Genomic DNA, 24,551 nt, shown 5'->3' with positions numbered 1-24,551 from the left:
TTATGGTTTCTCAAGAGCTCGATTATTTTCGCGCTATTATTCAGGCCAATATGGAGCCACTGGCAAAAGTCACGGAGGTAAGCGAAATGCCTACCTTGAGTGAACGCCTCGGGAACCATGTTTGGTTAAAGCGCGAAGATCAGCAGCCAGTTTATTCGTTTAAACTGCGTGGCGCATATAATAAATTAGTAAAATTACCCAAAGGCTCAGTGGTGATCACTGCTTCTGCGGGTAATCATGCACAAGGCGTAGCGCTTAGTGCGTCGTATTTGGGGCATCAGGCAACCATTGTTATGCCGGTCACAACACCTGAAATAAAAGTTAATGCAGTACGTGCACTTGGCGGTGAAGTGGTGTTGCATGGTCATCATTTTGATGCAGCAAAAGCCCATGCGCTTGAGCTTACTGAAAAGCGCAACGGAGTGTTTGTTCCGCCGTTTGATGATCCAGATGTTATTGTTGGCCAAGGCACCGTGGCACGCGAGTTAATGCAGCAACTTAACCAACTTGATGCGGTGTTTATTCCTGTCGGTGGCGGTGGCTTACTTGCTGGTATGGCGGTGTATATCAAATCATTACGCCCAGATATTAAAGTAATTGGTGTTGAAGCTGATGAAAGCGCTTGTTTAAAAGCGGCGCTTGAGGCGGGCGAACCTGTTGAACTTGAGCGTGTTGGTAGTTTTGCCGATGGTGTGGCCGTTAAAATTATCGGCCGTGAGACCTTTCGTTTAGCCCAAAAATTTTGTGATGAAGTGGTTACTGTGTCGGGTGATGAAATATGCGCTGCGATGCAGGATATTTTTGTTTCAACTCGTGCTATTGCCGAGCCATCTGGTGCACTTGCCACCGCGGGGCTTAAAAAGTGGAGTCAACAAAGCGGACTGAAAGGTTTGCATTTAGCGGCTATCTTGTCTGGTGCTAATTTAAACTTTGATCGCCTGCGCTATGTTGCAGAGCGCACAGCACTGGGTGAGAAAAACGAAGCCTTGCTTGCGGTTACTATTAACGAAGAAAAAGGCAGTTTTAAACAGTTTTGTGCATCTTTAGGTGGTCGAGCGATTACAGAGTTTAACTATCGTTATGCAGGACCCGGTGAAGCGCAAATATTTGTCGGTGTGGCATTGCGTCAAGGTCAGCAAGAACTTGATGAGCTTAAAAGCGACTTAACCGCTAATGGTTATGCATTTTGTGATTTATCAGATAACGAATTAGCTAAATTGCATGTGCGTTATATGGTTGGGGGTAAAGCCCCCCAGCAAATGCAGGAGCGCTTGCTGCGCTTTGAATTTCCAGAGTACCCAGGTGCATTGGCTCGATTTTTAGATACGCTAGGGAGTAATTGGAATATCACTTTATTTCATTATCGCAACCATGGTGGGTCTATGGGTAATGTATTGGCTGGGTTTGCAATTGAGCCAAACCAGTTTGAAGTGTTTAATGAGCACTTAAAACGCTTAGGTTACAGTGTACAGGACGAAACACATAACCCGTGTTTTACTCAGTTTTTAACAACTCAAATGCCTGTTGAGCCTGCTCAAGCAGCAAATAATTAATATGGCCGGCTCAGCCTACTATGCTGAGCCGCAAACATTGCCTTATTATCAGGCTTACCTATAGTTATAGTTAATCATTTTAAACTTAGGTTAGTAAAGAGTGCTATTAAAAGGAATTATTGCAACGGTCAGTGTCGTTTTTGGGTTATGTTGCTTTCACGCAGTAGCAGAAACAAAAAACGTAACGTTATTGCTTAAGTGGACTCATCAGTTTCAGTTTTCGGGCTACTACATGGCACAGGAAAAAGGCTTCTATGAAGAAGCTGGGCTTACTGTGAACATTGTACCGGCAATAAAAAGTGACCCAGATACCTTTAATAAAGTTCTCGGGGGGCAGGCACATTTTGGTGTTGGTCACTCTGGCATTCTCCAGCATCGTATTGACGGTAAACCTTTAGTCGCCATGGCGTCAATATTACAGTTTTCACCTTATTGTTGGATGGTTAAACAAAGTTCAGATATCTTTCATCCCCATGATTTTAAAAACAAGCGTGTTAGCAATATCAGTAGAAAAGAGAGTGCCGAACTACTGGTGATGTTAGAGCAAAGTGGAATTAATACAGAACAACTACCTGTTTATCATGGTATCGATGCTGAAAAAGAGTGGCTTAATGGTGAGTTAGACGCGATGCAGGTTTACGTCACCAATGAGCCGTTTCAAATGTTGCAAAAAGGCATTGAACATCGACTTATTTGCCCACAAAAATACGGTATTAATGTCTACAGCGATATTCTTTATACAACACAAAGCGTACTTGCAGCAAACCCTCAAATGGTCGAAAAATTCTATAAAGCAAGTTTAAAGGGTTGGCGCTACGCAATGATGCATTTAGAAGAGTCGATAGCGATTACCGCAGAAAAATATGCGACTCATAAAAGCATCAATGAGTTAACCAATGAAGCAGAAGTACTTAGTGATTACATTTTACCACCCGATACTAAACTTGGTGCGATGTCGATGCCTAAGTGGCGGTTAATAGCCGATTTATATAACCTTGAGGCAGGGAGCTTTGATAAGGTTAAAGCCGGTTTTATCTATCATTATGATGTACCCGAAGAGATGGAACTGTCGTGGATGCTCATTGCTGCAATTGCTCTGAGTATTTTATTCCTCCCGCTTTATTTACGACTGATGTTTAAAAAAAGCGTATAATGATGAAAACAATTTCTCATCGTTAAATTTTATGACCCTTGCTGAGCAGTTTACAGCCTTAGATAGCCTCCTTTATGCAACACGCCAATATTGGCAATGTACTGCGTTTGATTATGATGAACTTCCATGGCCATCGTTGTCAGTCCCACTCGCGCAGTTATCAGATAGCGACGTTGCAAAGCTAGATAGCGATCAAGATGCACTCTATAGATTTTTTAGCCCGCTAATTGAAGGTGTTGAACAGCTGCCTAAATTAACTACATTATCGACAGCGCAGGTGGAGCGTACAGATTATCCCTTTTGGATAAGTAACGGTATTAAAGGGCGTAAATTCGAGCAGTTACAGGATTTTGTTGCGGCACTTGGTGTACCAACCGAGCAGGTACTTGAATGGTGTGCAGGTAAAGGCCACTTGGGACGCATGTTGGCATTTAATAAAGCGCCAAATGTACACAGTATTGAGCTACAACAGCATTTATGCGACCAAGGTCAGCGAAGTGCACAACAGCAGGGGCTTGCGATGCATTTTACTCAGGCTGACGTTTTAAAAGATGACGTATCAGCTCATTTTACCCAGCAGCAACATGCCGTTGCTCTGCATGCATGTGGTGCTTTGCATCAGAGCTTTATGCAGCAAGCCTGTAGTGCTAAAACACAACAAATAAGTTTATCTCCTTGTTGCTACCACCTTTTTACTGACGATGCTTATAAAGCAATGAGTGAGCGTGCTAAGCAAAGTGAGCTCATGTTGCGTCATCGAGATCTCAAACTTGCTTTACAGGAAACCGTTACCGCCCCTTCACGGGTTGCTAAAGTACGTAAAACGGAAGTTGAATGGCGGTTAGGCTTTGACGCCATGAGAAAAGAGATCACCGGTTCTACAACTTACATCAGTGTACCCTCTGTTAATAAAGCTGTATTCTCAGATTCATTTAAAGCATTTTGTGCATGGGCTGCGGACAAAAAGGCGATAGAAATACCGCAAGACATTGATTACGATTACTTTTTATTAAAAGGGCAGATGCGTAAAAAAGTAACTGAGCGCGTAGAACTGGTTCGACATGTGTTCCGCAGAGCAATTGAAGTTTGGCTTGTGCTTGATCGTGCTTTATATTTGCAACAACAAGGTTATCAAGTCACCGTGAACACATTTTGTGAAAAGCAATTAACACCTCGCAATATCTTGATCAAAGCACGCTTACCGAATTAAATAGATAAGAGATCCAATGAGAAAGTTAAAAAACTTATTTGAGAATAATAAACGCTGGGCAGAGCGCACCTGTAAAGATGATCCTGACTTTTTTAAAATTTTATCTATGCAGCAAAATCCTGAGTACTTATGGATTGGGTGTTCCGACTCACGAGTTCCAGCTAATGAGATTGTTGATTTAATGCCGGGTGAGCTTTTTGTGCATCGCAATGTGGCGAATGTGGTTGTTCACACTGATCATAATTGCTTGTCTGTTATGCAATACGCTGTTGAAGTGCTAAAAGTAAAACATATTATGGTGGTAGGTCATTACGGGTGTGGTGGCGTGCAAGCGGTACTCAATGATGCCAAGTTTGGCCTTATCGATAATTGGTTGCGCCATGTGGGTGATGTGAAAGAAAAGTACATTAGCAAAATCGATAATATGCCAGAGCAAGCGCGGTTAGATTGTTTGATTGAACTAAATGTGATTGAGCAAGTACGAAATGTATGCCGTACTAATATTGTGCAAGAAGCATGGTTACGCGGGCAAGATTTGACAATTCATGGCTGGGTATATGGCTTAGCTAATGGCCATTTGAATGATTTAGACACAGTTGTTACCTGCGCGGATGAAGTAACCGCTACTTATAAGAGCGCAGCTGAAAAAGTATTTGAGCGTAAGCTTAAGTAAGTACGCTCAAATTAAAAACTTTACGCGTTTTCTTCGGCGCGTAAAGTGAGTACCTCATAACCATTGGCAGTCACAGCGATTGTATGCTCCCATTGTGCCGATAGCTTTTTGTCGCGCGTTATTACTGTCCAGCCATCAGGCTTGGTTTTTATCTTTGCTGCACCTTGGTTGATCATAGGCTCAATCGTAAATGTCATACCCTCTTTGAGTTCTACACCCGTATTACGCTTACCATAATGCAGCACTTGTGGTTCTTCATGCATTTGCTCGCCAATACCATGTCCGCAATACTCTTTTACCACACTGTAGCCATTGCTATGAGCAAAGTTTGCAATTGCGTTGCCTATGTCACCTAAGCGTACCCCAGGCTTGACCATTTTGATGCCTTGCCACATAGCTTGGTAGGTTTTATCAACCAAACGTTTCGCCAGTGGTGATACATCACCAACCATGTACATTTTGCTGGAGTCAGCAATATAGCCATTTTTCTCCAGCGTTATATCAATATTTACTATGTCACCAGATTTTAAAATACGTTTAGTATCAGGGAAACCATGACAGACAACCTCGTTAACAGAGCTATTTAATACATACGGGTAATCGTATTGACCTTTACTTGCAGGACGTGATGCGAGCTGTTCAATAATATAACACTCCACTAAATCATTAATTTGCATGGTTGTGATACCGACTTTCACATGTTCATCTAAATAGGCAAACACTTGTGCAAGTAAACGGCCAGATTCACGCATTAAAGTAATTTGCTCAGGTGTTTTGATTACTATGTCACTCATGGTCAGGTTGTCCTGCATTGACATCAGCTTGTGCCAGTTGTTGCTTTAAAATTTCAGAGTAAGTCATCGTCGGATTAAGCTCAGCAAGCATACCTATTTTTATCCAATACTCAGATTGCGAATTGATTGAGCGCACCATTGTGCCGCTGGCCTTACGAATTTCTTCGTGCAGTTCGTCGCTAATTTTTACAATACCCATGGAACTACCAATATACGAAATGTATACATATCGTATATTGTTTTGAATGTGTTTCAAGCATAATTTTTTACAGGTATTAAAAAAGGCAGCGAACGCTGCCTTTTATGGTGAGTTGATGTGCTAATTATGCATCATCCTTATTTGCTAATTGTTGCTCTAATAACGCAACTTTCTCTTCAAGTTCAGTTAGCTTTTCACGCGTACGAATGAGTACCTTGCTCTGAATATCAAATTCTTCACGACTAACAAAGTCCATTTCAGATAGCTTACTTTGAATAGCTTGCTTGGTTTTTGCTTCAAATGTATCCGCGAGGTTTTTAACACCCTGTGGCATGTTGCTAGAGATTTGCTTGGCGATTTCTTCAATTTTTGCTGGGTTGATCATATCTATCCCTCGGTGTCGCGTAAAATGATAATAGCTATACCCAAACCACCTCAAGATGCAAGTTTCAGTTGGAATTAAAAGCGATTTAGACAAGGCATTGATTGCAAATAATAGTGGTTCTATTGTTAAAATCAATAACGCAGTATAAATCGCTTTTAAACCAACCCATGGGGCGCTTCACAGGAACTTACTCTCATCGTTGTTACTTCTTAAAAGGGATTGCCATTGTTGCAAAGTAACGCCTTGATATTAAGCCCCTGTGAAACGCTGAATTCTGCATTTTGAGGTGGCTTGGGTATATAGTCGTTAATATTACCTTATTGGCTAGGCGTATTGTAGTGATTACGTTAAAATTGCCCGTCTTTAATGCAATCTCTTTGGTCGTTATGAAACTCAATCCTAAACAAGATGAAGCGGTAAAATATATTAGTGGCCCGTGTTTGGTGCTAGCAGGAGCAGGCTCAGGTAAAACACGAGTTATTACTAATAAAATCGCTTACTTAGTGCAAAAATGTGAGTATCAAGCGCGCAATATTGCCGCGGTTACTTTTACCAATAAAGCAGCCAAAGAGATGCGTGAACGGGTAATGCAAACGCTCGGTAAGCAAGAGTCAAAAGGACTGTGGGTATCTACGTTTCATACACTAGGCCTTGAGATCATTAAAAAAGAGTTAAAAACATTAGGTTTTAAACCGGGTTTTTCACTGTTTGACGATCAAGATACGAATCAGCTATTAGGTGATTTAACAGAAGATGAGCTGAAAAAAGACAAAGACTTACTTAACTTACTGAAGATGCAAATTGGCAGCTGGAAAAATGAGCTCATTCTACCTGAGCAAGCGATTCGCGAAGCCAAAGAACCACAAAAAGCATTGTTTGCCCAGCTTTATGCTCGTTACCAAACACAGTTACGTGCTTATAATGCACTGGATTTTGATGATCTGATCATGATCCCAACCTTGTTATTAAGTACAAATGCCACGTCTCGTGAACGATGGCAGCAACGTTTTCGTTATTTGCTGGTGGATGAGTATCAAGATACCAACACCAGCCAATACCAGTTAGTAAAGTTATTAGTGGGTGAACGTGCCCGCTTTACAGTGGTAGGGGATGATGACCAATCGATATACTCATGGCGTGGTGCTCGTCCACAAAACCTTGTACTACTAAGTAAAGATTTTCCAGGCCTTAGGCTTATTAAGCTCGAACAAAATTACCGCAGTGCGGGGCGAATTCTTAAAGCTGCCAATATTTTGATTGCTAATAACCCCCATGAGTTCGATAAAAAACTATTTAGTGAACTGGGCTATGGTGAGCCAATAAAAGTGATTGGCTGCCGCGATGAAGAGCATGAATCTGAGCGCGTTGTAGCTGAAATTATCTCTCATAAGTTTATGAAGCGCACAAGTTATAAAGATTATGCGATTTTGTATCGTGGTAATCATCAGGCCCGTGGGTTTGAAAAGTCATTAATGAGTAATCGTATTCCGTATAAAATTAGCGGTGGAATGTCGTTTTTCTCACGCTCTGAAATTAAAGACATCATGGCGTATCTTCGCTTACTCGTTAACCAAGATGACGATAATGCATTTTTACGCATTGTTAATACACCGCGCCGAGAAATAGGCACGGTTACCCTTGAAAAGCTCGGCACATTAGCAAATGAAAAACACGCGAGTTTATTTGCCACTTGTTTTGATAACGACCTTGGTTATAGATTAAAAGGGCGTGGTTTAAATTCGTTAGCAGGATTTGCTCGTTGGGTGGTTGAGCTGTCTGATAATGCTGTGCGAGGTGATACGCTCGAAGCGGTTAAAGATTTGATCCGACAAATTAATTACGAAGCGTATTTATATGAATCATCACCAAGTGCGAAAGCGGCAGAAATGAGGATGAAAAATGTCTCTGAGTTATACCGCTGGATCACTGACATGTTGACAGGTGATGCTGATAATCCGCCAATGACGCTCGCAGAGGTTGTCAGTAAATTAACACTGCGCGACATGCTTGAGCGCAATGAAGAAGAAGATGAAAGTGATGCGGTACAATTGCTAACGCTTCACGCCTCAAAAGGTCTCGAGTATCCTTATGTTTTTATGGTGGGTATGGAAGAAGGTTTGCTACCGCATCAGGTGAGTATTGACGAAGAGAATGTTGATGAGGAGCGTCGTTTAGCCTACGTAGGAATCACGCGTGCACAGCAAGAACTAACTATGACCTATGCGAAAATACGCCGACAATTTGGTGAAACATCGCAAACTGAGTTAAGTCGCTTTGTACAAGAATTGCCACAAGATGATTTAGCGTTTGAAAATAGAAAAGCACCCAATACTCAAGCTGAGCGCATGGAAAAGGGCCAAGCGCGTGTTGCTAATTTACGGGCAATGTTAAAAAAGCCTAACTAATCAGTTTGACTGTTGCTCAGCACTATCATTTGGCGTTAAAGAGCTTGCCGCGGGTATTGTCATTGCGTGCTGCTTACCGACAAAAAGCGAAAGACCATGAGTGTCTAACAAAGCTCTAAAGTTTAAAATAGAAGGGCCTTTAGCAATGACTTTCACTTGTTTAATTTTGGTAATCGCTAACACGCCTTGTAGCTGCAAATCATAGCTTTGTTGCTGTAATACACGTTTGCTAAATGTTGAGCTGAGTAGCACGTAGTTAAAATCAATTTCGGTGAGTAAGTTTAATTCACAGCGATCTTTAGCGAAGTCATTTAAACCAATTGCGAAACCAAGTTTACTTAATTGTTTGAGGTTACTGATTTGCACTGCCGATGCATATCGAATCTCTTGTTCATTAAATAATAAGCACAGTTGCTTTTTATTTGCGTGATTGTTAAGTGTTAAACACAATGACTGAAATTCGACTTTTTCTAGTAGCAGGGCTGAGCAAGGCACTAATACATGGTGAAGTTTAGCTGCACTTGCTTGTTGGCAAACTTGGTTTAAAAGTTGTAATTCAACTTCTAGTTGCTGTGCTTTATCCGCTGTAAACTTTTTCAATATATCAAAGCTTGTACTGCCAAGAACTGGGTGTTCACCAAATGCTTCAATCAGTACTTCGGGCTGGAATTTCTCATCTAGAGTGATGATCTCTGAGCTGCGAAAATGCATAGGTAGAGTATCTAAATGATGATTAGCCTCAAACTCATGCGGATTGGAGCCCACATTAAGTAGCGGATGAAAAAACTCAAACCGACTTCTACCTGCATTTTTGGCATAGTACATGGCTGCATCTGCATCTCTGATAATTTCATCAGTGTGCTTATAGCCAACTTTAGAGTAAGTAATCCCCACGCTGGCACCACTTTGTACACATATTCCCTTCATACAAAACGGCTTTTTCATTAGTTTAATAATTCGTTTTGCAACATCTTCAGCTTGTTGACGTTCAGTCAGGTGGGTTAACAAAATAACAAACTCATCGCCACCTAAGCGCGCTAATAAATCGTGCTCACGAATACATTGAGAGAAAGACTCAGCGACACCTATTAAAAATTGATCGCCAGCTTGGTGACCTAATTGATCGTTGATATCTTTGAATTTGTCTAAATCAATAAATAACACTGCAAATTGTTGCTCGGGAAAACGTTGATTGTGTTGCAGTGTTTTTTCTAATTGGGTTAAAAACAAGCTTCGATTAGGTAAACCTGTTAACGAGTCGTGATGGGCATCATGATATAGCTGTTGCTCTATCTTTTTTCGCTCTTCAATTTGCATTTGTAAATGCATGTTGGTCTGACGAATTTCTTTTGTTTTTTCTGCTACACGATACTCAAGATTTTGATTACTTTGTTTAAGCGCTTGGTGTGCTAAATGTGCTTGTAATACCGTGGCAATTTGGTGAGAAACAAACGTAATCAGCTCAAAATCATCTTGATTGAAAATATGCTTATTTTGGTAAGCTTGGCAAACAATGAGGCCAATCACTCCCTGTGATGTTTTCAGTGGAGCACCTAACCAACTCGTTGCAGTTTGCTTTGCGGGTACTTTTTCAGGTCGCTCAATAACACCTTGTTGAATGAGCTTTTCAGAGCGTTTAGTATCTAAAAGTTGAGTTTGTTCAGTGCTTAACACTAATTCACTGTAGCCTTTAGCAAAGGGGCGTGGTTGGGTATTGCTACTGAATTCATCAACGCAATACGGGAATGTTAGCCAAGCAGACTCCTTGTCATACAATGCAATGTATAAGTTATCAGCATACGTGATTGATTTTATTATCTCGTGGACTTGTTGATAGACTTCTTCAATTTGTTTACTTTGCGTTGCGAGTTCAGATATTTTAAATAAAATATGCTGACGCTCAAGGGTCTTTTTGTGTTGCTCGACTTCTAAATTGAGTGCTTCGTTACTTTGCGTTAGCGCGCGAGTTCTTATTTTAACTTCTGATTCTAGTAGTTCACGCTTCTTAACGCGTTCGATTGCAGTAGAGAGGTACATCGACATAACCTCGAGTAACTCAATCTGCTGATCTGAATAACTTTGTTTTTTATCATAGCTTTGCGCAACTAATACGCCAATAATTTGTTTGTTACGATAAACTGGTACGCCCACCCAATGCTCTGCTGGTGTGCCTAGTACTTTAAATTCGCCTCCATCAGCAGCCGCTTGCATTTCCTCACCACGGAAATAAGTTGTTTTCCCCTGTTTGAATACATAGCCTGTAACACCTTGACTAAAATTGTGATCCTGATTGAGGGGAATGGCTATGCCGTCTTTTTCATCGGCGAAGTAAGAAAGCTCTAATGTGTTGGTAAATGGGTTTAATAAAACAACGTAGAAACTTTTGCTGGGAACGTAATCCTGAAGAATATCGTGAATAGCAGGATAAAGTAGCGTTAATTCTGCAACATTGCTCGCCTGCTCTGATAATTGTATCAGTGCATTTTGTAAATGGTGGGACTGCTTATACTTTTTTACTAAGGCGGATAAACGTGCGTTTTTGTGCTCTAGCTTTTTGAGTAAAGCTACTTTATCTTCCACTGATGTTAAACCATCTATTATTGTATAATTATTGCTCTTATATTTTCATTTTTTATGCTCACCGTCAAGTAGATAATAGTATTAGAGAAAAATAATAATTTACAATCATAAAGTATGTGTTTTTATTTCAGTACAAATAAAAAAAGCTGAATAAATTCAGCTTTTTTTATTTTTTTAAGTAATTAAGTATTACTTTTTAGTCATGAATGTGATGGCTGCTTGAATTTCATCATCAGAACAATCCATACATGTGCCTTTTGGTGGCATTGCATTAAAACCATTTATTGCATGGTCTAATAATGTCTCTGCACCTTTAGCTAGGCGAGGAGCCCAGTCATCAGCAGACTTAGGCGCGCCTAAAGCACCTGTTCCGTGACATGCAAAACATGAGGCTTGATACACCTGTTCGCCAGAGCGAGGGCCTGCTGGCACTTCAGCAACAGCGGCTTTATCGCCTTCAAAGTATACTGCACCGATTGGTGCGATACGTTTTTTGATCGCATCTTCAGTCATAGAGTTATCATATGCTTGTGCGTTTACGGTGGTTGCTAGCAATAATAATGCTGCTGATAGTTTTTTCATTTTGCCTTGCTCACTTCGATTTGAACGTGATCAATCACGATAGATGACGGAATTTAGAACGATTATAACGCTTAGCTACAATTTATAAAACGCTGTGAGTCGTTTTTATTTTGAAAAATCGATATTTTTTGCTTTAACGCAAAAAATATCGATTTACTGATCATTAATTTGATCGCGGTTTTGCTGTTTTATTTGGATTAACACATATTTATAACGGCTTTAACGAGCTTTTCGATCCCGGCATCAGCTTCTAAAATAGATTCTGCAAGCATATATGCGGGAGTGCTTACCAATTTATGCTGTTCATCAACAACAATATCATCAACTGCACAGTTGATATGTTCTGCACCAAGAGTATTGATTGCGGTAGCTGTATCAGGATCATTACCTATCGTTACTTTGGCGCCTGCACTATAAATAAGTGGGATCATAGCCGGAGCAATACAAATATAACCAGCAGGTTTTGCGTGTGCTGCGAACTGCTGACAAGCAACTTTGATATCAGGCTGAAGCTGTGCGTCAGCTCCTTTTACTGCAAAATCGCAGAGGTTTTTTGCAGCTCCGAATCCACCAGGTAAGATCAATGCATCAAAGTGTTCCGCATTAAGATCAGTAAGCGGTTTGATATCGCCCCTTGCAATACGTGCAGCTTCAACCAATACGTTTCTACTTTGATTCATTGGCTCGCCGTTTAAGTGATTAATAGTATGCATTTGGTCTATATCCGGTGCAAAACACTGATACGTCGCACCTGCTTTTGCGATATGCAGTAGGGTAAGCACGGCTTCATTAATTTCTGCGCCGTCGTAAACACCATTGCCTGATAAAATAACTGCTATTTTCTTCATTATAGGGGATCTCCTTTTGCGTATATTGCTTAGTTTAGCATGCAGTTGAAATTAATTTTTGTGAAAGTAATATCCTCAATCTTACTTCAGCATTGTAAAATCAGGGCATATACTTTTATTGATCCCTTATAAGAGGAAAAAATTATAAAGGATCACTATGATCTTTGATCCATTGTGGTAGAATGCTCGTCCGGTTATTTAGAAGGGTAAAAAATAACCGTGTAAAAGGTTAAATGTAAAAGGGTTGAAATTGCTTTTCCACATTTGCCAAAAAATAATAAAAAAGAACGTCGTATTATCTTTTTATATAAAAACAAACACTTACATTCTTTCTAAGTCGTATTCACTACTTTGGAGGAATTGCTTGTGCTTGTTATCTACAAAGTTATCCACAACTTGCTCTATCATTAAAAAATTAGTTCACTAATTCACAGTCGTTTTATGTTTTGCCTTATGGCATGCTTATCATAATTCTGTTTATCTTTTATTTAGGATCCAATTACACCATGGCCCAGATCCCAGAAAACCCACTCATTTTAGTTGATGGCTCTTCTTATTTATTTCGTGCTTATCATTCGCCTCCGCACCTAACTAACTCTAAAGGAGAGGCAACAGGTGCAATTTATGGCGTGATCAACATGCTTAAAAGTTTGATCAAACAATATGATCCGTCGCATATGGTGGTTGTTTTTGATGCTAAAGGTAAAACTTTTAGAAATGATATGTACAGTGAGTATAAGGCGAATCGACCGCCTATGCCTGATGATCTCAGAACACAGATAGCGCCACTCCATAGTATTATAAAAGCAATGGGATTTCCGCTTATTAGTATCGAAGGTGTTGAAGCGGATGATGTGATTGGTACATTTGCGCGTATCGCGACTGAGCAAAAGCGACATGTACTTGTCTCTACTGGCGACAAAGATATGGCTCAACTAGTAAATGAGCACGTTACATTGATCAATACTATGACAGATAGTATCTCGGATCCCGTCACTGTTGTTGAGAAGTTTGGTGTGGGTCCTGAGTTGATTATCGACTACTTAGCACTGATGGGTGACAAGGTTGATAATATTCCAGGTGTCGACGGCTGTGGTCCAAAAACGGCGGTTAAATGGTTACAAAAATACGGTTCATTGCAGGGTGTATTAGATAATGCAGGTGAGATAAAAGGCAAAATTGGTGAAAAACTTGCAGCAGCAGTTGATCATTTACCTCTTAGCTATGAGCTTGCAACTATTAAATGCGATGTTGAAGTTGAATCAGACTTAAATACATTTAAGCTGCAAGAGCCTAACCGCGATGAACTTATCGCATTATATGGTGAATGTGAGTTCCGCCGTTGGTTAGCAGAGCTACTTGATAATCCCAAAGATGCCGATACAAATCTGGCGGTGCCCAGTGAAGCCAATGAGCTGCCTAAAGTGGCACAAGCTCATTATGAAACGGTTCTAACGGCCGAGCAGCTAGATACACTGGTTAAGCAATTAAATGATGCCGAGTTGTTTGCTTTTGATACTGAAACAACAAGCTTAGACTATATGCAGGCGCAGTTGGTCGGGATGAGTTTTGCAGTAAAAGCAGGTGAAGCGTTCTATTTACCTGTGGCACATGATTATCCTGATGCGCCAGAGCAGTTATCGCTTGAAACAGTAATGGCTAAAATTGGTCCTATTTTAGCAGATGAGAATAAAGCCAAAGTCGGTCAAAACCTCAAGTATGATAAGAGTGTATTAGCGAATGCAGGTTTTGAACTAAATGGGATCAAATTTGATACCATGCTAGAGTCTTATGTATTTAATAGTGTCGGTACACGCCATGATATGGATTCACTCGCGCTTAAATATTTAGGGCATAAGAATATCAGCTTTGAAGAGATCGCAGGTAAAGGCAAAAAGCAGTTAACGTTCAATCAAATAGAACTTGAAAAAGCAGCGCCTTATGCTGCTGAAGATGCAGATATTACCTTGCGTTTACACCAAGTGCTATGGCCTAAAATTGACGCAGATGAAAAATTAAAATCAGTTTTTGAAGAAATTGAATTACCGTTAGTAAGCGTTATTTCAGATATTGAACGCACCGGTGTGGCCATTGACAGTAAAATGCTGGCAGCACATAGTCAGCGCTTAGGTGAGCGCTTAATAGAGCTTGAAAAAGAAGCGTTTGAAATTGCCGGCGAACCATTTAACTTAAGTTCACCGAAACAGCTTCAAGTGTTATTGTTTGAAAAGCTTGAACTGCCTGTAATTAAAAAGACCCCAAAAGGCGCACCGTCAACAGCTGAAGAGGTATTGCAAGAGCTGGCACATGACTATCCGCTACCAAAAGTTATTATTGAACATCGTGGGCTGTCTAAACTTAAATCGACTTATACCGATAAACTGCCATTGATGGTTAATGAACAGACAAATCGTGTTCATACTTCTTACCATCAAGCTGTTACAGCAACAGGGCGATTAAGCTCTACAGATCCAAACTTGCAAAATATTCCAATTCGTTCAGAAGAAGGGCGTCGTATCCGTGAAGCCTTTATTGCCGCGGATGGCTATAAAATAGTTGCTGCCGATTATAGCCAAATTGAGCTGCGTATAATGGCGCATTTATCGCAAGATAAGGGGCTTCTAAACGCCTTTGCTAATGGTTTAGATGTTCACAGTGCAACGGCCGCTGAAGTGTTCGGCGTTGAATTAGACGATGTGACTACCGATATGCGCCGTAAAGCAAAAGCGGTAAACTTTGGTTTGATTTATGGCATGTCGGCATTTGGTTTGGCACGCCAACTTGATGTGCCACGTCACGAAGCACAGCATTATATTGATAAATACTTTGAGCGTTTTCCTGGTGTGCTTGATTATATGGAATCAACACGAGAGAAAGCTGCAGAAAACGGCTATGTTGAAACTATTTTTGGCCGCCGGTTACACTTGCCAGAGATTAATGCACGTAATGGCGCCCGCCGTAAAGGAGCTGAACGTGCAGCAATCAATGCGCCAATGCAAGGTACTGCTGCTGATATCATTAAAAAGGCGATGCTTACTGTACACAAGTGGGTCAACGAGCAAGAGCCAAAAACAGTGAAATTACTGATGCAAGTACATGATGAATTAGTATTTGAAATTAAAGCAGACTGTGCAGAGCAATACACAGCTCAAATTTGTCAACTAATGTCTGATGCGGCTAAATTAGATGTTCCATTGATTGTTGAAGCCGACACGGGTGATAACTGGGAACAAGCGCATTAATAATCGCTAATTAGTGAAATATACTTATTAAAAAACGCGGCCAATTTGGCCGCGTTTTTGTGTTTTAAGGTGTTTTTAGTGAATCACCAATAACAATTGAGTATTTATATTATTTCGAACAATAGAACAAATTTTACCCACCCCGGGTGTTACTTAATTGTTAAAATAAAATATATTTTGTAGGTTACGTTATATGTTTATCAATTATGCGGCTTGGTCAGTGTATTTAGTTTATTTATCCGAACCGATTTGCTAAAGTCCGCGCCGTCCTCATCCTGTAGGACATCCTGTTGATGATGCACTCGAAAGGGTGCAACTTATTGATAGCTTCTCCCCAGATTGCTATACCGGCTCTGTATTTATTTACAGAGCCGTTTTTTCTTGTCTGCCGTAATACAATTCTGTCGCACTATTTATTGCACTAAAGTGCTTAGGTGATACCATTTAATCTCATTTTCATTTTTGAAAGGATAGCGTCGTGGTTAAATCTTTTGCTGTTTTAGGCTTTTCATTGGCAAGTATATTTTTGAGCAACACCGCACAGGCTGATTGGCAGTTAAATAACGATAAAAGCAAAGTGAGTTTTGTTTCAATCAAGAATAGCAGTATTGCGGAAGTGCATTATTTTAATGCTGTATCTGGTTCATTATCTGAGCAAGGCAACTTTAAGGTAAATATCGATTTAGCATCAGTGGAGACAATGATCCCAATTCGCAACCAGCGTATGACTGAATTTGTATTTGAAACCGTCAAATATCCTAAGGCAAGTTTACATGCAGATTTAAGCAAGCAACTGCCCCAGCTGAAGGCTGGCCAGCATACACTGAAAGAAGTTTCGGCTGAGCTTAATTTCCATGGAGAGCAAAAGCAGATCAGCACCGATGTGTTAGTAAATGTCTCTCAAGATGGTGATATAACAGTCTCGTCTTTATCGCCTTTGATTATTAATGCTGCTGATTTTTCCGTGACAGAGGGAATTGCAACACTACAAAAACTAGCAGGACTGTCTGCGATAGCCACCGCTGTGCCTGTAAGTTATTCACTTACTCTAGAAAAAGCGCACTAGCACAAGCCATATGCATTTGTTCAATACAAATGCATATGGTACAAATCAGTAAGCTAATCAATTTTATTTTGTTAGGGAAACTCATGCGGTCAGTTTCAGATTTAGCCACATTGTTGTCTCAGCCAAGTAAGCCATTTGAACAATGGCAGCCCACTTCCTGTGGTTCATTGCCGATTGAAATAGATAACCATGCAAAGTGGTATTATCAAGGCAGCGAGATAACGCGATTGAACTTGGTAAAATTATTTGCGTCTGTCTTATGCAAAGAACACGATACGTTTTATTTAAAAACACCAGCAGAAAAGATAGCGATTACTGTGGCCGATTCGCCATTTATGATTGTTAGTTGGCGTTATGAAACCACAGATCAGGGTGACGTGTTATGTTGCGTTGATAATCTTGAGCGAGTGTGGCTAGTAACCCCTACACAGCCTTTAATAGTGCAAAGCTATCAAGGCGATGAAGTACCGTATTTGCAATTGCCGAATGGGTGTAGTGCGCGAGTTACACGAAGTGTTTTTTATCAATGGGCAGAAGAAATAGCACAAGCGGATGAGCAAGGCTATTTCATCCAATCTGCATCGCAGCGATTTTACTTAACTGTTAATTAAGCGTCAGACTCAGGTGTTTGTTCAGTTGGCGGCACTGCAATAACAGGTCCTAGGTACCACTCATCCAATTTCTTTGCCAGCTCAGGTAGACCTGTACCTTTTAGCGATGAAAATGCATGGACTGTGATATCACCTTCAAGATTGCTTAATTCACGACGTACTTGAAGTACTTGTGCTTTTCGAGCGCCTTGCTTGAGTTTATCTGCTTTGGTTAATAGTGCTAATACTGGAATATCACTACCAATAGCCCAGTTAATTAAATCTAAATCCAAGTCTTTTAATGGGTGGCGGATATCCATGAGTACTACAATACCTTTTAAACTTTGGCGTTTTTGTAAATACTCACCTAATGACTTTTGCCATTTCTTTTTCATTTCAATAGGTACTTTGGCAAATCCATAACCTGGTAAATCAATAAGGCGCATGTCATCAACATCTGCTAACTCAAAGGTGTTAATGAGTTGCGTGCGGCCAGGTGTTTTACTGGTACGTGCTAGTTTTTGATCTGTTAGTGCGTTTAGCGCACTTGATTTGCCTGCATTAGAACGACCCGCGAAAGCAACTTCAATTCCCGTATCAGCAGGTAATTTAGTGATATCTGGAGCGCTGGTAACGAACGACGCAGTGTTGTATTTGATACGAGATTTAAGCACAGGCTTTCCTAAGTACAATGAAAAAGAATAAAAAGTAAACTAAGTTTACTCAGGGCGCGTATTTTATACTATTACCAACACATTAAAAAGCGGATTTGAGACAAGTAAAGCGCCTTAAATAAAGCAAAAGCATGTGAATAAAGCTTAATCTAGGTCAAAACCCTATAATTTATAAGTTTAATATGAGTAGAAAACGTGCCAGAGAATTTATTATCGTGTAGAATATATAAATCGCAACATCCATATTGTAGATGATACAGGGTCGGAAACAGAGAATTCACCATGAAAAAAATAGCACTATCTTTAACTATATTGCTTGGTGCGTTGTCAGCAAGCAACGCAACAGCATTTGATGGCGATGTAAACGCAGGTAAAGAAAAATCAGCAACGTGTGCGGCTTGTCACGGCCCAGACGGTAATGCGCCGGTTAATATCTACCCTAAGATTGCAGGTCAACACGCAGATTACATTTATAAACAATTAGTCGAGTTCAAATCGGGTATGACGTCTGGCGGTAAAGAGGGTCGTATGGATCCTGTTATGAGCGCTATGGCAATGCCTCTTAGCGATCAAGACATGAAAGATATAGCGGTTTACTTTTCGTCACTGAATATGTCTGAAGGGTCAACACCTAAAGATGTAGTTGAAGTAGGCGCAATGCTATATAAAGCAGGTGATGCTGAGCGTGGCATTCCGTCATGTGCTTCATGTCATGGCCCACGAGGCAATGGCTCTTCACTGGCTAAGTTTCCTAAGATCTCGTTTCAGCACCCAGGTTACATAAAATCGCAGCTTGAAAAGTTTCGTGATGGTAGTCGTAATAATGACCTAAACGGTATGATGCAAGATATAGCTAAAAAGCTAACTGATGAAGATATCGAAGTGCTTTCTCAGTACCTAGGCGGACTACACTAAAGTAGTATAGACTGGTTTTTTAACTAGTACTAAACTACATATTAGCGAAAAAGCAGCTCACGCTGCTTTTTTTGTATCTAAAATTCATCGTTTTTATCCCATTACTTTGTAAGACATTGACCATAGCCATGTGTGAGCAAAGTCTTATTTTTATTTTCAACTTTCCTGTAAGTTATTGTTAATTATTAATTTGGTAATGTTGCAACTTGTTTCTTGTAAGAAAAAATATATAAATTAGTTGTAACAAAATTATTAATGCGTAAATTATCCCCTGTCGCAACAAACAATAAAAACAAAATGGATTTAGCTATAAGGAAAGTAGTTAGCGTCAATATTGAGGATTTACATCGTTTGATGTACTCAAAGGAAATACTAAAAAAGTGTCATTGAAGACCGAGAATAATAAAAAATCATGGAAGTTTGATAATAACAATAAAATGGAATGCTACAGGGAAGGTAATAACAATAACAAAATGGAACAGCAATAATAATAAAAATAATAAAGACTAAAAAGTCGAAGGGAGAAGTGTCCAGAATTATGGCGCTCAGATTAGTAGGCGGTAGAGATGTTTTCTCTACCGCCTTTTTATTTGTCCTGTTACAATAGCGAGCGAAAAAGTGCGCTAGTAGTCGAGTAACCCAACCTCATTCAGCACTGACCGAATTCTTCTGGCAAGGCCAGCACCGCAACGCCATAGTGTGTGTTGTTCAAAACCTCTTAAGTGAGACGATCAAGATATGAGTAGAAAGAAAAAATCACGTAAAATTCCATCAAACGGACCGGTTCGTTTGAGTCAAGACAAGCTAAAGGAAATACGTGCTTTAAAAGAGCAGCGCGTTAAAAAGCATAAAGGTGCAAAACCGGGCTCCCGTAACGCGGTAGACTCCCTCGAGCAGGAAACAAAAAATAGCAACCCTCAAAATAAAGACAAGCGTGTGGGCAGTAAAAAGCCTGTGCCTTTAGTTGCTAAAGCGCCAGAGCCTGTAGTTGAGTTGAAACGTAACTTAAAGCCACAGGTTGAGCTTGTAAAAGTCACTGAGCCAGAGTTATCACCAGCGCAAGAGCTTGAAGCATTAGAGAATGATGAGCGTTTGTTAAAGCTTGTTGAGCGCCATGAGCAAGGTGAAATGCTAACCGGAAAAGACGCTAAATATTTTAATAGCCGAATAGATCGTCATCAAGTGTTATGCGAAATTCTGGGCATTGAAGATGAGCCAGAAGACGAGTTTGAAGACGAAGAATATGAAGATCAAGGAAATAGTGATTTTGATCAATACTTGTCAAACGATTTAGCTAATGAATGGCTAGATGATGAGGATGATAAATAATGAATATGATGATCTTAGCTCTGTGTGTGGGCGCTGTGATCATCGCAGGGCTAGCGTTTTACGCAGGGCAACTACTCTATAAGCTTAAAGCTCAAAACGAGCAAATAGCGAAAGAGCAAGCTAAGCAGCAACAGCAGCTTGCTAAATCGCGTATGGAGCGTAATGCAAAGCTTGCTGACAGCATTCATCTAATTGCCCGTGCTATGGAGCAAGAGCAATGTGAGTTCTCTGAGGGGAGTTTGCGTATATGGGTGTTAATGTCGCAGTACAGTTTTGCCCAAGAGAGCGACTTAACACTTCGTTATCCGGGTATTTTTGCAATGTATGAAGTGGTGAAAGAAATGCCAACTCATGATGCACGTAAAAAGTATTCGAAAAAAGAGATTTTCAAACAAGATACAGCCCGTTGGCGTGCAGAAGAAACGCATGCAGCTCAAATTAAAGCGGACTGTATAAAGATCATTGAAGAGTTTCAAGCGGCTCCTGGCAGTGAAAACGTGGTTTTTAACTAACCACTCTCTCAATCAAAGTATTAAAAAAGCAGACCTAGGTCTGCTTTTTTATTGTTCGCTAGATGACCCGTGAGAACCGGGTAGCACTTATTTGTTGTTGTAAGTGCGCGTCAAAACACATACAAATAATACGAATAAATAAGTTACCCCGCGCGGTAACGGTAATACGTTGATTTTCTATAGTAACCAGTCCATCTTCTTGTAATGGCTTTAATGCTTGTAACGAATCCTCAAAGTAAGTATCAAAGGCTAATTGATATTTTGCAGCGATATGCTGCATATCAAGTTCAAAATGACAGATCAGTTGCTTAATAACATCTGCGCGGATCACGTCATCAGTGCTCAGTCTCATTCCTTTTGTGATGGCACAACCTGCTTGGTTTTCTATGGCACTGTAGTAATGCTTTAATTCTTTTTGGTTTTGTAAAATAGAGGTGCCAATTTGTGAAATTGATGACACGCCTAAACCTAATAAGTCACAATTTCCATGAGTTGTATAACCTTGAAAGTTACGATGTAAATGTTGGTTATTTTGCGCAACAGCAAGCTCATTGTCAGCTTTTGCGAAGTGATCCATACCGATAAACTGATAGCCTGCTTCTGTCATTTGCTCAAGCGTATTTTTAAACATGGTGAGTTTGTCATGAGCGCTTGGTAAATCTGCATCTTTTATTTTTCGTTGTGCAGCAAAACGATCTGGTAAGTGGGCATAGTTGAACACGGAGACTCTATCTGGGCTCAATTCAATCAGCTGCTCTATGGTTTCTTTGAAGCTTGCAGGTGTTTGCAGTGGCAAGCCGTAAATCATATCAGCATTAATCGATGAAAAGCCTAATTCACGAGCTTGGCTAATAAGTCCTTTAACATCGTCAGCACTTTGCGGGCGGTTAACTGCAAGCTGTACTGCATCGTTAAAGTCTTGAATGCCAAATGATACGCGGTTAAAGCCTAGGCTGCGTAAGTGAATAAGCATGCCGTCAGCGAGCGAGCGAGGGTCTATCTCAATTCCTCGTTCAGCATTTTCAGTAAAATTGAAATGCTGGTTTAATAAGGTAGTTAAACGAGTCATTTGCTCGGCGGTTAAAAATGTAGGTGTACCGCCGCCTAAATGCAGTTGCTCAACTTGATAATGATTAAAAAGTGGTGCTTGTGCGATGATTTCTTTTTCTAAGTAATCAAGGTAAAGGTCAGCTTTAGATTGATGGCGAGTAATCACCTTGTTGCAGCCACAGTAATAACAAAGCTGGCTACAAAACGGAATATGTATATATAAAGACAAGCTATTGCTGGATGAAGACGCTATAGCATCAATAAGGTCATGTTGTTGATAACCTTCATTAAAGGATAAAGCTGTAGGGTAAGAGGTATATCTTGGCCCTGATACATTGTATTTATTTATTAAGCTTTGGTCCCACTTGGGTAAATTAATCATCACGCGCACCTTTATATTTAGGGTCTGTTGACCTTTCATGGTTGAATTTGCAGCAGTCTGTTTGGTATTTAGGCAAGGCAGCGCCTATGTAGTGTGGTTATTACCCATAAATAGGTGATAACGCAGCATCAATGCCAAACAGGCGCTGCCCTTCGGGTTCTGCCTAGGGGCGATTTACTCTTTGTTGCTCGGTTTTGACTTAGCCCACTAGGTTACAAACCTCGCGCCGCGATTAAATCGCTCCTAGTTTGAACAAATTTTAATCCGCAAAGGTCAACAGACCCTAGTTTGCGTCATTATAAAAAATTGCAGTAAAGCGTTATTGATCTACAACAAAAAAGAGTGCACCAGGCACTCTTTTTTGTATTTTCAAATCAGCTTTAAAGTTTAAACTGATTGACCGTATTATTGAGAGAGCTGGCAAGGTCATTGAGATCACGTGCTTCATCGGCAAGCTCCAAAGCGTGATCAGCGGTACTGTTAACTAAATTATTAATAGCCGATAAACTGCTATTTATATCTTCAGCGACCACTGTTTGCTGCTCAGTAGAGGTTGCTATTTGATGACTTTGATCTTGAACTTTTGTTACAGAGTCTGCAATGTTTTTCAGAGCATCAAGTACTTCTTGAGTTTGCTCAACTGAGCCTTGTGCACGCTCTTGACCTTGTTGCATCATGGTGGATGCTTGCTGGGCAATTTGTTGCAGGCGGGTGATCATATTACGAATATCATCTGTTGACTCTTGGGTGCGGCTGGCAAGCGAGCGAACCTCATCTGCAACAACCGCAAAGCCACGGCCTTGTTCTCCGGCACGCGCGGCCTCTATTGCGGCGTTAAGTGCAAGTAAGTTAGTTTGTTCTGCAATGGAGTTAATAACGTCTACAACTGCACCTATATTGCCACTTTCTTGCTCTAACCCTGCAACCACTTTTGATGCCTCACCAATGTGATCAGCTAATGCAGTCATCACACTTTGAGCATTTTGCGAGCGAGAGGCACCATCAGCGGTAATATGTTGCACTTCTTCTGCAGCATTATTGGTATGCTGAGCATTACGCGAAATTTCCATTACTGTGGTCGCCATTTCTGTAACCGCAGCACTGACACTATCAACTTGTTGCTTTTCTTGCTGGATCTCGTCATTGGTTTTTTTAGAGACAGACTTTAACTGAGCAGCAGCATTAGTCAATTGTTCAGCCTGCGCTGCGGTGTCTAACATCATGTCGCGAAGCTTATCGATGAAAGTATTCATGTGAAGAGCTAATTGGCCCACTTCATCCTTACTATCGATAGTGATTTTTTGAGTTAAATCACCATCTCCTGAGGCAATATCACGCATGATGTTCGTGAGTGTTTTAATCGGTTTTGAGATCATATGGGTTGCCCAAACAATCATTGCGATAATAATTATAAGAATAATTACAACAGAGGTGGTTGTGGTGGTGACTGCTTGATTGACTGGTTCGTCAATCATTGAGCGCGGTACTAAAATACCAACGTACCAATTTAGGTAAGGTTCTTCTAATTGTAGGCGGTCGTAAACAACAAAGTACTCTTTTCCTTGTAGGGTAACGCTGGCATCTCCACGTATGTTGTTTTTCATTGCAAGATTGAGTTCGCTAAAGCCGCTGGTGTTACTGAATTGCTTTTCTAATTGCTCTAAGCCTTCTTTACCATTAGGGCCTTCGTCGGTCACAGATAGCTTATGGTTAGTGCGGTTTGAAAGGTGCACCACTTTTTGATCGCCATCGAGTAAAAAGCCATAGCCCTGTCCATTAAAGCGAATATCTTCAACCATTTTATTGATTTTATTAAGCTGTAAATCAACACCACCAAAACCAACTAATTCGTTTTGTTGGTTATACACAGGCTGTTGAACCACGGCAGATGCATTACCTGTAGTTAAATCAACAGATATTGGGCCAACATAAAGTCGATTGAGTTTGAGAGCGTCTTGCCACCACCCACGCTTGTACGCATAGTATGGTTGCCCATTGTAGTGTGTAGTACGTTCATGTTCTTTAAAATACTCTCCGGTTTTGGCGGAAGCAAAAAATGCCGATAAAACATTCTCGTCACTGCTGCTGATCCGTACAAAGTCCTGATCAACTTCATCATAACCAGGCGCGTTATCAAGAGGTTGATCGCGTTTATCCCAGGCATCAAACCAATTAACGAGGTGTGGGTTATTAATAAACGTACTTACCAGTTTACCGTATTTGGCAAAGTACCCTTGCATAGACAGTTGTTCGCTTTGTAAGTAGCTATGAGCTTCACGTTCAATGCCTTGTCGAGAGAGTGAGGCGATATGATTAACAAAATAGGCTGATGCAATGATCAGTAATACACTAATTGTGCCCCCAATTAGGAATAATATTTTCTTTTGCAGTGATAGGTTTTTAAGCATG

General features: G+C 40.5%; 20 protein-coding genes. 11 read left to right on the top strand and 9 right to left on the bottom strand.

Features of this window, described 5'->3' with window-relative positions:
• Positions 1–2 precede the first annotated feature (2 nt).
• The 4 genes from ilvA (at position 3) to can (ending at position 4,589) form a co-directional block, all read left to right on the top strand.
• Positions 3–1,553 (top strand): threonine ammonia-lyase, biosynthetic, encoded by a 1,551-nt coding sequence (ilvA, locus tag ACHUE3_RS13375; protein ID WP_394192894.1) that lies wholly within the window; start codon positions 3–5, stop codon positions 1,551–1,553.
• Positions 1,554–1,653: 100 nt separating this feature from the next.
• Entirely contained in the window at positions 1,654–2,706 is a 1,053-nt protein-coding gene (locus ACHUE3_RS13370) for an ABC transporter substrate-binding protein (protein ID WP_394192893.1), read from the top strand.
• A 31-nt stretch (positions 2,707–2,737) separates the two neighbouring features.
• On the top strand, positions 2,738–3,916 hold the full coding sequence (locus ACHUE3_RS13365; RefSeq protein WP_394192892.1) for a methyltransferase: 1,179 nt from the start codon (positions 2,738–2,740) through the stop codon (positions 3,914–3,916).
• A 16-nt stretch (positions 3,917–3,932) separates the two neighbouring features.
• Entirely contained in the window at positions 3,933–4,589 is a 657-nt protein-coding gene (can, locus tag ACHUE3_RS13360) for a carbonate dehydratase (RefSeq protein ID WP_394192891.1), read from the top strand.
• A gap of 20 nt (positions 4,590–4,609) precedes the next feature.
• On the opposite strand, the gene map is transcribed toward can, so the two are convergent.
• The 3 genes from map to ubiK all read right to left on the bottom strand — a co-directional run bounded on the left by map (position 4,610) and on the right by ubiK (position 5,967).
• Positions 4,610–5,383: a type I methionyl aminopeptidase gene (map, locus tag ACHUE3_RS13355; RefSeq protein WP_394192890.1), complete on the bottom strand. Its 774-nt coding sequence runs from the start codon at positions 5,381–5,383 to the stop codon at positions 4,610–4,612.
• Positions 5,376–5,582, bottom strand: a complete 207-nt coding sequence (locus ACHUE3_RS13350; protein WP_394192889.1) for a ParD-like family protein — start codon at positions 5,580–5,582, stop codon at positions 5,376–5,378. Before ACHUE3_RS13350 ends, map begins: the two co-directional genes overlap by 8 nt.
• A gap of 124 nt (positions 5,583–5,706) precedes the next feature.
• Positions 5,707–5,967, bottom strand: coding sequence for a ubiquinone biosynthesis accessory factor UbiK (gene ubiK, locus ACHUE3_RS13345; RefSeq protein WP_099295400.1), 261 nt, complete (start codon positions 5,965–5,967; stop codon positions 5,707–5,709).
• A 386-nt stretch (positions 5,968–6,353) separates the two neighbouring features.
• On the opposite strand from ubiK, the gene rep reads away from it, so the two are divergent.
• The gene (gene rep / locus ACHUE3_RS13340; RefSeq protein WP_394192989.1) at positions 6,354–8,372 is read left to right on the top strand and encodes a DNA helicase Rep; all 2,019 of its coding nucleotides are present in this window, start codon (positions 6,354–6,356) and stop codon (positions 8,370–8,372) included.
• On the opposite strand, the gene ACHUE3_RS13335 is transcribed toward rep, so the two are convergent.
• The 3 genes from ACHUE3_RS13335 to elbB form a co-directional block, all read right to left on the bottom strand.
• A complete protein-coding gene (locus ACHUE3_RS13335) occupies positions 8,373–10,952 on the bottom strand; it encodes a bifunctional diguanylate cyclase/phosphodiesterase (RefSeq protein WP_394192888.1) in 2,580 nt (859 codons plus the stop codon).
• Positions 10,953–11,141: 189 nt separating this feature from the next.
• On the bottom strand, positions 11,142–11,534 hold the full coding sequence (locus ACHUE3_RS13330) for a c-type cytochrome (RefSeq protein WP_394192887.1): 393 nt from the start codon (positions 11,532–11,534) through the stop codon (positions 11,142–11,144).
• A 197-nt stretch (positions 11,535–11,731) separates the two neighbouring features.
• Positions 11,732–12,382, bottom strand: a complete 651-nt coding sequence (elbB, locus tag ACHUE3_RS13325) for an isoprenoid biosynthesis glyoxalase ElbB (RefSeq protein WP_394192886.1) — start codon at positions 12,380–12,382, stop codon at positions 11,732–11,734.
• Positions 12,383–12,888: 506 nt separating this feature from the next.
• Between elbB and polA the strand changes: the two genes are divergently transcribed.
• The 3 genes from polA (at position 12,889) to ACHUE3_RS13310 (ending at position 17,301) form a co-directional block, all read left to right on the top strand.
• Positions 12,889–15,624, top strand: a complete 2,736-nt coding sequence (gene polA, locus ACHUE3_RS13320; protein ID WP_394192885.1) for a DNA polymerase I — start codon at positions 12,889–12,891, stop codon at positions 15,622–15,624.
• Positions 15,625–16,102: 478 nt separating this feature from the next.
• Positions 16,103–16,690, top strand: a complete 588-nt coding sequence (locus tag ACHUE3_RS13315) for a YceI family protein (protein ID WP_394192884.1) — start codon at positions 16,103–16,105, stop codon at positions 16,688–16,690.
• Between the two features lie 83 nt (positions 16,691–16,773).
• Positions 16,774–17,301: a DUF1285 domain-containing protein gene (locus tag ACHUE3_RS13310; RefSeq protein WP_394192883.1), complete on the top strand. Its 528-nt coding sequence runs from the start codon at positions 16,774–16,776 to the stop codon at positions 17,299–17,301.
• Here the strand turns inward: ACHUE3_RS13310 and yihA are convergent.
• Positions 17,298–17,954: a ribosome biogenesis GTP-binding protein YihA/YsxC gene (yihA, locus tag ACHUE3_RS13305; RefSeq protein ID WP_394192882.1), complete on the bottom strand. Its 657-nt coding sequence runs from the start codon at positions 17,952–17,954 to the stop codon at positions 17,298–17,300. The genes ACHUE3_RS13310 and yihA overlap by 4 nt on opposite strands.
• Before the next feature lie 282 nt (positions 17,955–18,236).
• Here yihA and ACHUE3_RS13300 point away from each other — a divergent pair, with 282 nt between their 5' ends.
• The 3 genes from ACHUE3_RS13300 to ACHUE3_RS13290 all read left to right on the top strand — a co-directional run bounded on the left by ACHUE3_RS13300 (position 18,237) and on the right by ACHUE3_RS13290 (position 20,710).
• The gene (locus ACHUE3_RS13300; RefSeq protein ID WP_394192881.1) at positions 18,237–18,869 is read left to right on the top strand and encodes a c-type cytochrome; all 633 of its coding nucleotides are present in this window, start codon (positions 18,237–18,239) and stop codon (positions 18,867–18,869) included.
• Positions 18,870–19,607: 738 nt separating this feature from the next.
• The gene (gene yihI, locus ACHUE3_RS13295; RefSeq protein WP_394192880.1) at positions 19,608–20,198 is read left to right on the top strand and encodes a Der GTPase-activating protein YihI; all 591 of its coding nucleotides are present in this window, start codon (positions 19,608–19,610) and stop codon (positions 20,196–20,198) included.
• Positions 20,198–20,710 (top strand): DUF2489 domain-containing protein, encoded by a 513-nt coding sequence (locus tag ACHUE3_RS13290; RefSeq protein WP_394192879.1) that lies wholly within the window; start codon positions 20,198–20,200, stop codon positions 20,708–20,710. The genes yihI and ACHUE3_RS13290 overlap by 1 nt, the downstream gene beginning before the upstream one ends.
• Before the next feature lie 58 nt (positions 20,711–20,768).
• On the opposite strand, the gene hemN is transcribed toward ACHUE3_RS13290, so the two are convergent.
• Both hemN and ACHUE3_RS13280 read right to left on the bottom strand, forming a co-directional pair.
• On the bottom strand, positions 20,769–22,142 hold the full coding sequence (hemN, locus tag ACHUE3_RS13285) for an oxygen-independent coproporphyrinogen III oxidase (protein WP_394192878.1): 1,374 nt from the start codon (positions 22,140–22,142) through the stop codon (positions 20,769–20,771).
• 380 nt (positions 22,143–22,522) lie between these two features.
• Complete coding sequence (locus ACHUE3_RS13280; protein ID WP_394192877.1) at positions 22,523–24,550, bottom strand: methyl-accepting chemotaxis protein; 2,028 nt, start codon at positions 24,548–24,550, stop codon at positions 22,523–22,525.
• Position 24,551: the final 1 nt, after the last annotated feature.

This window comes from Pseudoalteromonas atlantica, from assembly GCF_043641955.1.
GTDB classification, from domain to species: Bacteria; Pseudomonadota; Gammaproteobacteria; order Enterobacterales; family Alteromonadaceae; genus Pseudoalteromonas; species Pseudoalteromonas atlantica_A.
The sequence above is the reverse complement of the archived record's forward strand: the minus strand, read 5'-3'. Positions and strand labels throughout refer to the sequence as shown.